This window comes from Psychrobacter sp. AntiMn-1 (genome assembly GCF_001854065.1).
In the GTDB taxonomy this organism is placed as follows: domain Bacteria; phylum Pseudomonadota; class Gammaproteobacteria; order Pseudomonadales; family Moraxellaceae; genus Psychrobacter; species Psychrobacter pacificensis.
The window spans coordinates 406,426-419,544 of record NZ_CP012969.1; the positions used below are offsets into that span (position 1 = coordinate 406,426).

Genomic DNA, 13,119 nt, shown 5'->3' on the forward strand with positions numbered 1-13,119 from the left:
AACAACAAAATATCGTTATAAAACTATTTATTCAAAGTGAAAAAATACAACAAGGACACGTTATGTTAGATGCCTATATTTATGATGGATTAAGAAGCCCTTTTGGTCGCTATGTCGGTGCATTGGCAACGGTGCGTCCTGATGATCTGGTTGCCACCGTGATAAAAGCGCTGGTCGAAAAACATCAATTGCCGAGCGATGTGTTTGATGAAGTGCTGCTAGGCAGTGCCAACCAAGCGGGCGAGGACTCTCGTAACATCGCGCGCAATGCCGCTCTGTTAGCAGGGCTGGATGTCACCACGCCGGGTCAGACCGTCAACCGCTTATGTGCGTCAGGTCTGTCTACCGTGGTCGATGCTGCTCGCAGTATTACGTGTCATGAAGGGGATATTATTTTGGCGGGTGGGGTCGAGTCGATGACGCGTGCGCCTTTTGTCTTTGCCAAGACAGAAAAGCCGTTTAGCCGTGACTTTAAAGTATTTGATACGACCATCGGTAGCCGTTTTCCTAACCCAAAGATTATTGAGCAGTTCGGTAGCGATACCATGCCGCAGACGGGTGACAATGTTGCTCATAAATATGGCATTACGCGCGAGGAAGCCGATAAGTTTGCCGCCGCATCGCAATCCAAATATCAAGCTGCCAAGCAAGCAGGATTCTTTGACGATGAGATAACGCCTATCACCGTCCCACAAGGTAAAAAGTTGCCCGAAAAAGTCGTTACCGATGATGAGCATCCTCGTGCCAGCTCCGATATTGCAGCGCTACAAAAGCTTAAACCTTTAAATGAAAATGGCATAGTTACGGCAGGTAATGCCTCCGGTATCAATGACGGCGCAGCTGCGCTTATCATCGGCTCAAAACAAGCAGAAGAGAAGCTAGGCTTTAAGCCCATTGCCAAAATTTTGTCATCGGGTGCGATGGGTGTTGAACCCAATATCATGGGCGTGGGTCCTGTTGAGGCGATTAAGCTGGCATTAAAGCGTGCGGATTTAACGCTAGATGACATGTCTGTCATTGAGATTAATGAAGCCTTTGCCTCACAGGTACTGGGTTGTCTAAAAGGGTTGGATATTGATTTTGATGATAAGCGCGTCAATCCTAATGGCGGCGCCATCGCGGTCGGGCATCCGCTGGGCGCATCTGGTGCACGAATCGCTTTGAGTACCGCTCGAGAATTACAGCGTACGGGCGGTAAATATGCAGTGGTTAGCCTATGCATTGGCATCGGGCAAGGGCTTGCCATGGTGATAGAGCGCGTCTGATATTAAAAGCACGCGCCACATTACTGATTATCAAGAACAGTTTATTATCAAGGATGACACTATGACCACCATACTCAACGAACACGACAACTACCATCAGGCCGAAGAAGCGTATGGGTTTCCGTTAATTATTAAGCAGCTACTCAACCGTGCCAAAATCGCTTCCACCAACCAAACCATTAGCTATGCGGACAAAGTGACTTATACTTATGCTGAGTTTTTTAAGCGTATCAATCGCTTGGCCAATGTCTTAAAAAACATGGGTTTGCAGGCAGGTGATGTGGTCGCGGTCATGGATTGGGACAGTCATCGTTACCTTGAGGCATACTTTGCCGTGCCGATGTCGGGCATGATTTTACAAACGGTCAATGTGCGCTTATCTGAAGATAAAGTGCTGTACACCGTCAACCATGCTGCACCCAAAGCACTGCTGTTAAATGCTGAATTTGCGCCGATGATCAAAGATTATCGTGACGATGCACCGTCTATTGAGCATGTCATCTGGGCAGACGATGCAGAGGATGACAATGCAAGTAGTGAGAAAGCTGAGCTGCCTGACTATGTTGACGGTGAATATGAGGCGCTATTAGCAGCTGCTAGTGACGAGTTTGACTTCCCAGATTTTGATGAAAACACCATCGCGACCACCTTTTATACCAGTGGGACGACAGGCGATCCAAAAGGAGTTTTCTTTACCCATCGCCAGATCGTACTACAGACGATGGCAAGCACTTTGGCATCAGCGCTCAATGCCGAAGGTCAAGGCGCGCGCTACGACGATGTCTATATGCCAATGACGCCTTTATTCCATGTTCATGCGTGGTGCTGGCCATATGGCGCAACAATGATAGGGCTAAACCAAGTATATCCGGGGCGCTATCTAGCTCCAAAGCTTGTCGATTTGATTGAGCAGCATAAAGTCACGCTATCGCATGGCGTCCCCGCCATATTGCAGATGCTCCTCAAAGAAATGGCCGCGCGCGGTCGTAAGTTTGAGAATCTCAAACTACTGCTAGGGGGCTCAAAGCTCAATGAGGGCTTAGCTAAAGCCGCTATCGAGTGCGGTATTGAGTTTATGTCAGGGTTTGGGATGTCAGAGTCCTGCCCTGTGCTGTCTCGAGCGGTATTCGATGACAAAACCGAGTCAATGACCCTAGAGGACAATCTCAATTATCGCTGTCTGTCAGGCTCGCCCATCATGCTGGTATCGATGGAAATTTGGGACGAAAATGGTCAACCCCAACCGATGGATGGTGAGTCGACAGGCGAGCTTGTGATACGAGCGCCGTGGCTAACGCAAAGCTACTTTAAAAATCCCGATGCAGGCAATGCGTTATGGAAAGGCGGCTGGATGCATACGCAAGACATTGCCTGCATAAGCGCCGATGGTACGCTGAGCATCACCGATAGACTAAAAGACGTTATCAAGTCTGGTGGCGAATGGGTGTCCTCGCTTGAGGTTGAGACGATTCTATCCTTTCACCCAAGCGTTGCTGATATCGCGGTAATTGGTGTCCCAGATACGCGCTGGGGCGAGCGCCCTCTTGCATTGGTCGTGCTAAAACCAGACTATGCCGATACAACGTCGACAGATATTTTGGCACTGGGTCATCAAGCGGTTGAGAGAGGTCATTTGCCAAAATATGGCGTCCCAAGTGAAGTGAGGTTCTTATCCGAGATGCCAAAAACCAGCGTCGGTAAACTCGATAAAAAACGCATGCGCTCGATGTATTCAGAAAACCTCATCTAGCCAAATAGACCTGTCACCATCACAGCGAGTTTACTAACAGAAAAGACGTATATAAACCCTAGTATCTGCATAAATGCTAGGGATGGAGGAGGTGTGTGTCATGAGTACCCTGAGTCACACGCATCATCTATATAACAAAACCTACCTAATAAAAAGAGACAAGCTATGGAAGCGGTTCCTACATTTCCAGAAATACAAGAAGCTGTCACCAGTGATGACAGTCATCCATTACACGACTTTACGGTGATCTACCCTCAACAAGTGGAATGGGGTGATATGGATACCTTTGGTCATGTCAACAATGTGGTCTATTACGAATACTCTCAAAATGCTCGTATTTACTACAACAGGCGGCTTGGTTTATTTAATGAAAAAACGTTTTCGGTGATGGCGGCCTCGTCATGTCGATACCTTACTCCAGTTGCTTATCCTGATACGTTGTGGATCGGCGTCAAGGTCAAAAAAATCGGCAACTCAAGTCTGGTGCACGAATACACCTATTATAGTACCGCACTAAAAAAAGTCGTTGCAATCGGTGAGTCGGTTTTGGTCTATCTCGATAAATTGAGCGGACAAAAAAAGCCAATCGATGAGACGCAAAAAGAAGCCATTGCAGCATTAGAGAGTATCGACCAAGAAGCATAACACCCAATAGAACATCAATTCGTTACTGACTCTTTGATGAGACAGCAGGTAATAGGTAGGAGGCAATTTATAAAAAACGCATTCATGGTTATGAAGTAAAGAGCGCGTAATCGCCATTGGCATTGATAAGGATATCAACATATAACAGGGAAGAGAGGAATGATGCTTTATACAAAAAGGCTATCTATAGGATTGGCTATGGTAGCAACCTGCGCATCTGCGCAAGCGATCGATATTGTGACAACGGGCGATACAACATTGAGTATCGGGGGTTATATCAAAGCAGAAGGGGCATTTAATTCGCCTGATGAGGGAGATTCAGAATTTAAAGGAAACTTACGCCAGTCACGTATTAATATGAAGACGACCAAGTCTGTGGAGGATAAAAAGCTCACAGGTTTTATTGAAGGCGATTTTTATGGGGATTATGCCAAGGGCGGATCCAACCTGCGCTTGCGCCATGCTTATGTGCAAGTGGATGATCTGACAGTGGGTAAAACGTGGAACGGTCAATTTTTGGCCGTTGCACCCCTCTCCACCGAGCAGCTTGATTTTTGGGGAACAGGTATCGGCACAGCCTCCGGTGGCGGCTCATACATTCGTCCAGATTTGACGGTGCATTACACTTACAAGGGGCTGCGTTTTACCGCTCAAGACCCCGTGTATGACGATGCCAGCCTGCCTGACATGGTGGTCAGCTACAAAGATAAGATAGCCAATCTCGACTATAATGTCGCTGTCACGGCGCGTGAGGCTGAGAACGGAGAGGACTCGGATGTGGGCGTCGGCGTGTCTTTAGCAGGCAAGCTGGCTTTGGGAGAGCATTCGCTCCATGGTAGTGTGTTCAATGGTAAAGGCATGGGTGCTTATTCTGCCATATGTGTGGGCGGGCCGCTTATTATGAATGGCGGTGCCGATTGTGACGCTGAAGATGGCAAACTGATCTCTCAGACAGGTTATAGTGTTGGTTATAAGCATCAGTTCTCTCAAAAACTGCGTGGCAACTTGCGTTATGGTGAGGTCAATGTCGATGACGCGGCAAATACCTCTGCCAATGTCAAAAGCGCCAACCTTATCTATGAGTATCTGCCAGATTTAGACTTGGGGATTGAGTGGCGAGAGCAAAGTGCGACGACCTTTCCATGGATGCCAGCAGGTCAGCAAATTGAAATAATGGCCAAATACGAGTTTTGAGAGTGATGAATTGAGAGGGGTGCTATTTTTAATGATATTTATAATATAGCTCACGATAGACTTGTCATGCTACCAAGCGCATTAAACAACACCCTAGACATTTATCAATGCATGGGGTGTTTTGGTGAGGGTCGCTAATAGTTATCTACAAGTGTTGTATCGATTCATCCCAATAGGGCGGTGAACCGTAATACCCTTCGATAAAATCGATAAAACATCTGATTTTGTGCGGCAACAGCTTTCGATGGGCGTACACCGCATACAACCCCAATGTCTCGGGTTCATAATCAGGTAACACCATCATAAGCTTCCCTTTACTCAGTGCTTCGCTTGCAATAAACGTGGGCTGTAATGCTATTCCAGCGCCAGCCACTGCCGCATTGACAAGCAAATCTCCGTTATTACTGCTCAGCTCTGGGCTTAGCTGATTGGTCGCATCTAGCCACTGATAAATATCTTCTTTGCCGTATTTTTCCATATAACTGTAATGCAAATACCGATGGTTTTTTAGGTCTTCAGGTTTGCTGGGCACGCCATATTTCTCTAGATAGGCAGGGGAAGCACACAAGATGACGCGGACAGGCGCAACTTGCTTAGCAATCAGTGACGAGCTTTTGAGCTGACCGATGCGCAGCGCCACATCAAATCCTTCTTCAACGATATCTACTTTGCGGTCGTTGAGCTGCAAATCGACATTGACCGAAGGATAACGTGTCTGAAAATCCGTCACCAATTTTGCCATATGTTTGAGGGCAAAGGACACAGGCGCGCTTATTCTCAATGTGCCTTTTGGGTTCTGCTGAAACCCACCTAATTTGGACTCCATATCATCGATACTGAGTAACACTTGCTGTGCATGCTCGAAATAGTGAGTACCTGCCTCCGTCAGACTGACTTTACGGGTCGTGCGGTTCAGTAAGCGTATATCCAGTCGCTCTTCTAGCTTTGACACATATTTGCTCACCAACTGCGGCGACAGTTGCATGGCTGTAGCGGCATTGCTAAAACTGCCCTCAATCACCACTGATACAAACGCCCGCATCGCATCAATTCTATCCATTATTCAGGTTTTCCTTCCAGCGGTTATCAATATTCTCTCGTCAGTCATCTTACGCTGTTGCTTCACCGATAGTAAAGTCGTGCGTTCTATTGACCTTGGATAGCAGCGTTGATTTTTCATCTAAAATGTTTCTATTTAATATAAATGATAATGGGGCTGTAGTAGATAAGCACTATGCTAGACTACTTTTATGAAGATAACCCGTTGTAAACTAAGTAAAAAAGTACAGCGAAGGCTGTTAGGGTTTTTCACAGCTGAAGTGACTGCTAGAACAGCCGCAGATTTGCTTGATATTCAGCCTAATACTGCTTCACTTTTTTATCATAAAATAAGACTTGTGATAGATGACCATCTCTCATTAGAAGCTGATGAGCTTTTTGATGGTGAGGTCGAATTAGATGAAAGTTACTTTGGCGGTGTACACAAAGGTAAAAGAGGTCGCGGGGTCGTAGCAGACACCAAGCAGACCACGCTAATGCCTGCCATTAAGCGTAACATCAAGCCTGACAGCTTTGTTTATACGGATAGCTATCGAAGTTACAATGCACTGGATGTGAGCGAGTTTAAACATTTCAGAGTCAATCACTCTATAGAGTTTATTTGCGGTAAAAACAATCACATCAATGGCATTGAGAACTTTTGGAATCAGTCTAAATGAACACTCAGAAAGTATAATGGAATCGATAAGAAGCACTTCCATTTATTTTTAAAAGAGTGTGAGTTTAGATTCAACTATGGTTCACCATCTAATCAGCTGAAAACCTTGAGAAAATGGTGTGATATTTAATCCTTGAAGAAATTCAATCTGCAATCGTCTTTGCTTATACTGCTTTAGAAGCACTTGCTAATCTTAGTATTCCTCATGGGCACATTTACCAAGCTAAGAAAAACTCAAAAGGTATTATAGAGTCATACGATAAAGTAGCCATTAAGCGGTGGCTTAGTTTAAAAACTAAGATTAAATACATTCTTCCTGAGTTGTACGAAACTAAGGCTGTAGAAAAGCAAAAATGGTGGGGACATTTTGTTACTCTTGAAGAGTACAGAAATGAGATAATCCACCAGAAATCTATCGATGCAACTGAGTTTTATAAAGCATATTTCAAAGACTCTATTTTTAATATTATCAACTGCATATAGTCGAACCACTATTAAAGTGTTACAGCGTTAGACTCGTTTAGCCTACTACTGTAGTACCTGCACTCGTCTGCCTTGTACCACTTTTAATATTGATTGACTATAGAGCCCGTAATATCATTTTTCTACGTAGCTCATCAGGCTAATGGTAAAACTAATGAAGTGTGGCCTTGGTTAAAAGACCATATTGATATTCCATCGGTAGAGTTTCAGCAAAATCAATTTGAAGTTACTGGGAGTGTTCATCAAGGCTTCAACTAATCGTTATAATAAGCCATTAAAATATACAAAAAATGGCTGTTTTTTTAACTTTTTATTTCAGGAGCTATTTGATTTTCTTAATGATCCGTGGGTATAACTCTGATCATTGCCTAACTTATTTCATGATGACATCAAAGAGTACATTTAGCCAGTTATAAGCGCTGAGCGTTTTATACCTTCCAAGCCAATTTAGTTTCCACCACTACCCAAGCAGTGGAAACTGATACATATTGGCATAAATCAGTGTGGCCACAAACACCATGATGACGCCCAGCCATACCAGTGAGATTTGTCCTTTTGACCATGACATGTGCCAATTAATCTTACCCCTTGCGGTCAGCCACTCCGTCACACTGATCGCAATGATCAGCCACAGCGACCCCACCAAAAACCCGCCTAGCACATCGCTCAGATAGTGCTCGTTTAACACGATTCTACTCAGTCCAATCAGCACACACAGCAAAACAGCCAGTGAGAGCAGCCGGACTTGACGAACAAAGCGACTGCTAAAACGAATCGCCATATAACCCAAAAACCCATAGAGCGCGATGCTGACCGTCGCATGACCACTTGGGAATGAGTAGGTATGCTCATGCAACAAAATATCGACAGGGCGTGCGCGTTGAAACACCATTTTATTCACAAAGGTAAAGGCTGTGCTGCCGATGGTCGAGACCAGTAGTCCTATAATGACGTAAGGCCGGCGCACCACCATACACAAAATGGCAGTCAGTACGACAATCAGGCAAGTGACGGGCGTAGAGCCCAAACTGGTGATCAACACAAAGATATCTATGATGCCAGACTCGCGCAGTACGCTCATATGCTGCGATACAAACAAATCAGTGGTCACGATAGAGTCGGCCTCCACCACATCCTCAACCAAACCTGCAAACACTGCCAAAATATATACATTGAGCAGCGTTAAAACCGTGAGTATCAGACCAGAAAAATGACCGCGGGCAAAGCGCTTGGCGATAAAGCCAAACAATACAGGGTATTTGTCCTGTAAACGTGTGATCAAGGGTAGGCGGGCGATATGTCCACGCAGCCACAGCTCACCGCGTGAGATCAGACTGAGCGCGGGCTTGCCATAATGAATCAATACATATTGTAGCACCCACAAGAAAACAACGATGCACAATAGCGCCATCGCCAAACTGAATAACTGCTGGTTTTCTTGTATAAATGCGATCATGAACAGAGAAGCCTTTGTGTCGTGCGTCATAAAAATGGGACAGATGGAGGTGGCTTGGCAACGCGCCAAATAATAAATGCCGAATATCAAATACCAGATACTAAATCAGAAGCGGCTGCTACTGTAGCAGACCTATTGATGATTGCTGTCTGCTTTTGTTTACGGTGTGTCAATGCAGAAAAACCCCATTGATGAGATGACTGACCAGACTCTTTTCTTCAGACCCTTACTATGTTTGATAGTCTTGGTGTCCAACCAATTAACAACACTACGTTGATAATTATTCAATATAACTTGGCTTACTCTTCCATAACGATGATAGTAAAGTATGTTTATACCAATATCTAAACACTTTATCTTACTATTACGTTATGGAGTACTCATCAATGCAATCCTCATTATTCAATAGAGTTTTAACATCGAAAGCTGGCACAGCTGCCTTAATCCTTCGTGTACCTGTGGGCCTAATTTTGATGGCACATGGCGCGCAAAAGCTATTTGGCTGGTTTGGCGGCAATGGGCTGGCAGGTACGGCAGGCTGGTTGAGCAGTATGGGTATGGAGCCCGGCTACCTGATGGCTATCTTAGCAGGCGGTGCTGAGTTTTTTGGTGGTCTTGCGTTAGTATTAGGATTATTAACGAGACCTGCAGCATTGATCGCCGCTTTTACGATGTTAGTTGCTATTTTTTCTGTCCATATCGGTAGTGGCTTATTCATTGCCAATGGCGGCTACGAATATGCATTGACCTTGATGGTGGCGCTGCTGGCACTGGTGGTACAAGGTGGCGGTGCGATAAGTATGGATAAGGTATTATCAAAAAATCTAGGGCGAGCTTAAGCGGATTGTGTAATAGTTACCTTTAATGGCTATCAGTAACACTAAAAAAGTGTCACCTTCAAGATCGTCATGACTCACGTTAACCGCTTTATATCAACCAATAAAACCATCTTATAAAAGTGACAAGGAGAAAGTGATGAGCATATACACATCTAACGAGGCAGTAAGCCTGCCTGTATTCTTTATACCGCATGGCGCAGGACCTTGTTTTTTTATGGATTGGCAACCTGCGGATACATGGGACGGTATGGCAAGTTTTTTAGCGAGCATTACCACTCGATTACCTGAGCGACCAAAAGCTATCTTGATCATTAGCGGCCATTGGCAGACGCCTGAATTTCGTATCACCTCTGGCGCAAAACCTGATCTGATTTACGATTATTATGGCTTTCCTGAGCATACTTATGATTTGGCTTACCCGGCATCAGGTGCGCCCGCGTTGTCTGAGCGAGTCAGTAATCTGCTGACAGCGGCAGGCATTCCAAATGAGCAAGATGCGGCGCGTGGATTTGATCACGGCGTCTTTATACCGTTAAAGGTAATGTTCCCTGAGGCAGATATTCCCGTGGTACAGATGTCACTACGTAATGATCTCGACCCAGAAGCGCATCTGGCAGCAGGTCAAGCCCTGCAATCATTACGCCAAGAAGGGGTGTTGATCATCGGTAGCGGTATGAGTTTTCATAATATGCGCGGCTATGGTGATGCAAACTTCACCGCACCGTCTGAAGTTTTTGACGACTGGCTGACCGATACTGTCGCAGCGGATTGGGAGACGCGATGGTCAGCACTGGCTAACTGGTCAAAAGCCCCTTATGCAACAGCCTCACATCCATTAGGCGCAGAGGAGCATTTGCTACCGCTGATGGTGGCAGCAGGTGCAGCAGGCAATGATAAAGGGGATAAAATTTACTCTGAGCAAGTGCTAAAAACGCAGCTATCTGCTTTTCAGTTTGGATAAAGTCCAAGTAGAGAGCGCCATTCAGCTGATCACTTGAAAAAGAGGGCGTGATGACCAATAAAATAATACGCTACTGTATAGTGAAACCATTATAAAAATGGTATAGCAAGATTAAACGCTATTTTTCGCAGCCTCTGGAGACGCAGTCACAGCAAGCAAGAAAAGTAGCGTTTAATCGAGCGCGTTTCCTATGCTGTATCAATTTTATTGAGGTTCTACTGTATTAGATTGGCCCATATCTAGCATAAAACAGACTATCATATGTCTTTATGCCTCAATTGAGCTTATCAAATCCACTCATCACAACCCATCAAGGAGCGATCATGCGTATCACTGCCAATTTTGACGCAGGTAATATTGACGTACTTAATATAGAAGATAAAAATAATATTCAGCTCGCCATTCGTCCAGACGTTGGCGAAGAATTTTTTCAATGGTTTAACTTCCGTCTCTCTGGCGAGGTTGGAGGGAAGTACGTTCTCAATATTATGAATGCAGGTGAGGCTTCCTATCTCGAAGGGTGGGAGAATTATCAAGCAGTCGCTTCCTACGATCGTCAGCATTGGTTTCGTTTGCCTACTTCTTACCAAGATGGCAAATTAACCATCGTGGCAGAGCTGGCGTGCGAGACCATTCAAATTGCTTATTTTGCCCCTTATAGCTATGAGCGTCATCAAGATTTATTAGCCGCTGTACAGACACATCCGCTAGTGACGCTAGAGCATTTGGGTGACACGCTGGATAAGCGTGATTTGACTTTGGTCAAAATTGGTGATGGCGATACTAATAAACGCAATATTTGGATCACTGCGCGTCAGCATCCGGGTGAAACGATGGCGGAATGGCTGGTCGAAGGTTTGCTCTATAGCTTGTTAGACAGCGACAATGCCAATAGCAGGCTGTTATTAGATAAAGCCAATTTCTATATTGTGCCCAATATGAATCCTGATGGCAGTGTACGCGGGCATCTACGTACGAACGCCGCAGGTACGAATCTAAACCGTGAGTGGGCAAGTCCAAGCTTGGACAAAAGCCCTGAAGTGTTTTATGTGATTAAGAAGATGGAAGAGACGGGCGTTGATCTGTTTTATGATGTGCATGGCGATGAAGCATTGCCGTATGCATTCCTTGCGGGCTCTCAAGGCACGCCGAGTTATAATGAGCGCCTCGCACATCTACGTGATCGGTTTTCAGACGCATTGAAATTAGCCAATGCCGATTTTCAGACCGAGGTCGGCTATGAGATTGATGCGCCAGGTGAGGCGAACATGACGCTTGCAACCCATTGGGTCGCTGAGCGTTTTGATTGTCTTGCCAATACGTTAGAGATGCCATTTAAAGACAACGATAATCTACCTGATACAGAGATGGGCTGGTCACCAGAGCGTTCTATTCAGTTAGGGGAAGCATCGCTTATCGCTATGCTAGCCGTCGTTGACGATTTACGTTAATTGACGCTAACTGAAGATTTAGATAGACAGTCGTTGTTCAAACGCTAGTAAGTACTCACTTACTAGCGTTTTTTATTTATCAGATATTTATGTGTATAGTTATGATTTTCCTATAGTAAACAATTCTCTGCACACGACAAAAAAATCATCCCCACCCGATTTTCATAGGTTTAGGGGTTAAAAAGCTAACTAACTGTCGAAATACAGTCTTATCATTGTTAAAGAACACCAAGTGAAGGCCCTCAATCAACACATCCAGGCCAAGCGCAAACAAACTGGCTTGAGGTCGAGCGTTTGACTTTAACTTGCGCTTTAACGGCTTATCTTTGTCTTTATAAATACCGACATGATAAGCCCAACAAAATGCTAAGGCGTTCACTGCGACTAATTTACTGACCCGATCAAGATGGGTTAAGTGGGTATCTTCAAGATTAAAGCCACGGCCCTTTAGACAAGCAAATAAAGTCTCAATCTCCCAACGCTTAGCATAGCTTGTCATCGCATCCACTGTTTCTAGTTGATTGGTTGCGACAATCACTAAACCATAGTCTTTATCACGCTTGGCAAATACTCGAACCAAACAACCATCGACAGTCAGTATTCGCCCATGTCGATATGTTTCTTGATGGCTAACATGGCGCAATAACTCTTTAATCTGTACCAACTTGCCATGATGATTCTTAACTTTACTGTTCTTCTTAATCCGTATGGCAAAGGGTATGTGATTATTGGTGAGCCAGTTAAACCATTTTTCGCCAACAAACTCTCTGTCTGCTACTATCATCTCAAGGTTATCTTTGCCAAATTGTTTGATAAACCGCTCAATAAGTTCACAGCGTTCAAGATGGTTTGTATTACCTCGCTTATCTAGCATTTGCCAGTATAAGGGGATGGCTATCCCTTTATATACCACCCCTAACATAAAGATGTTGAGGTTACTTTTACCCCATTTCCAGTTGGTGCGGTCAATGGTTAAGGTGACTTCGCCTAGCCCAAATAGTCGATATATCATTAAAGCCAGTTGATCGTAGTCTATCCTCGCTTCGGCAAAAAATCGCTGTAGTCTGCGATAGTGACTGTCGGTCTTGCCACCCTTAGGAAGGTGTCTTGCTGTTTTTTTAAGATTACTGCTTTGAGCAGTAATCAGGGCTATTATCATTAGGCTCAAACAATTGATTCTTGCCTTGTTCATGCTCAGGTTTTGGGTTAAAGTCTCACTAAGTCTGTTAAAGTTTGGCATGGTCTATTCGTCTTAAAAATTACTATTATGCCTTTGCTTTAACAGACTTTTTTGTTTTTTTGTCGTGTGCAGAGTAAACAATTATATAAAGCGTTCGCCACTTTTAAAATAATACTGA

10 protein-coding genes and 1 pseudogene are annotated in these 13,119 nt (G+C 44.6%); 8 read left to right on the plus strand and 3 right to left on the minus strand.

The window, feature by feature from the left end; all coding sequences use genetic code 11:
* The first annotated feature begins 62 nt into the window (after nucleotides 1-62).
* The 4 genes from AOT82_RS01620 (at nucleotide 63) to AOT82_RS01635 (ending at nucleotide 4,854) form a co-directional block, all read left to right on the plus strand.
* Nucleotides 63-1,265 carry a 3-oxoadipyl-CoA thiolase gene (locus AOT82_RS01620; RefSeq protein ID WP_071001517.1) on the plus strand — a complete coding sequence of 401 codons (1,203 nt, stop codon included), beginning with the start codon at nucleotides 63-65 and terminating at the stop codon, nucleotides 1,263-1,265.
* Nucleotides 1,266-1,326: 61 nt separating this feature from the next.
* Entirely contained in the window at nucleotides 1,327-3,015 is a 1,689-nt protein-coding gene (locus AOT82_RS01625; protein WP_071001518.1) for a fatty acid--CoA ligase, read from the plus strand.
* 165 nt (nucleotides 3,016-3,180) lie between these two features.
* The gene (locus AOT82_RS01630) at nucleotides 3,181-3,660 is read left to right on the plus strand and encodes an acyl-CoA thioesterase (protein WP_071001519.1); all 480 of its coding nucleotides are present in this window, start codon (nucleotides 3,181-3,183) and stop codon (nucleotides 3,658-3,660) included.
* Nucleotides 3,661-3,858: 198 nt separating this feature from the next.
* Nucleotides 3,859-4,854 (plus strand): hypothetical protein, encoded by a 996-nt coding sequence (locus tag AOT82_RS01635; RefSeq protein ID WP_227517170.1) that lies wholly within the window; start codon nucleotides 3,859-3,861, stop codon nucleotides 4,852-4,854.
* A gap of 145 nt (nucleotides 4,855-4,999) precedes the next feature.
* On the opposite strand, the gene AOT82_RS01640 is transcribed toward AOT82_RS01635, so the two are convergent.
* Entirely contained in the window at nucleotides 5,000-5,914 is a 915-nt protein-coding gene (locus AOT82_RS01640; RefSeq protein WP_071001520.1) for a LysR family transcriptional regulator, read from the minus strand.
* Between the two features lie 190 nt (nucleotides 5,915-6,104).
* Here AOT82_RS01640 and AOT82_RS01645 point away from each other — a divergent pair.
* Nucleotides 6,105-6,701: pseudogene (locus AOT82_RS01645) on the plus strand (IS1595 family transposase).
* A gap of 813 nt (nucleotides 6,702-7,514) precedes the next feature.
* Here AOT82_RS01645 and AOT82_RS01650 read toward each other — a convergent pair.
* A complete protein-coding gene (locus AOT82_RS01650; RefSeq protein ID WP_071001521.1) occupies nucleotides 7,515-8,510 on the minus strand; it encodes a phosphatase PAP2 family protein in 996 nt (331 codons plus the stop codon).
* A gap of 386 nt (nucleotides 8,511-8,896) precedes the next feature.
* Here AOT82_RS01650 and AOT82_RS01655 point away from each other — a divergent pair, with 386 nt between their 5' ends.
* The 3 genes from AOT82_RS01655 (at nucleotide 8,897) to AOT82_RS01665 (ending at nucleotide 11,761) form a co-directional block, all read left to right on the plus strand.
* Complete coding sequence (locus tag AOT82_RS01655) at nucleotides 8,897-9,349, plus strand: DoxX family protein (RefSeq protein WP_071001522.1); 453 nt, start codon at nucleotides 8,897-8,899, stop codon at nucleotides 9,347-9,349.
* A gap of 136 nt (nucleotides 9,350-9,485) precedes the next feature.
* A complete protein-coding gene (locus AOT82_RS01660) occupies nucleotides 9,486-10,310 on the plus strand; it encodes a DODA-type extradiol aromatic ring-opening family dioxygenase (RefSeq protein ID WP_071001523.1) in 825 nt (274 codons plus the stop codon).
* Nucleotides 10,311-10,633: 323 nt separating this feature from the next.
* Complete coding sequence (locus AOT82_RS01665; protein ID WP_071001524.1) at nucleotides 10,634-11,761, plus strand: M14 family metallopeptidase; 1,128 nt, start codon at nucleotides 10,634-10,636, stop codon at nucleotides 11,759-11,761.
* A 145-nt stretch (nucleotides 11,762-11,906) separates the two neighbouring features.
* Here AOT82_RS01665 and AOT82_RS01670 read toward each other — a convergent pair whose 3' ends face one another.
* A complete protein-coding gene (locus tag AOT82_RS01670) occupies nucleotides 11,907-13,001 on the minus strand; it encodes an IS4 family transposase (RefSeq protein WP_071001282.1) in 1,095 nt (364 codons plus the stop codon).
* Nucleotides 13,002-13,119: the final 118 nt, after the last annotated feature.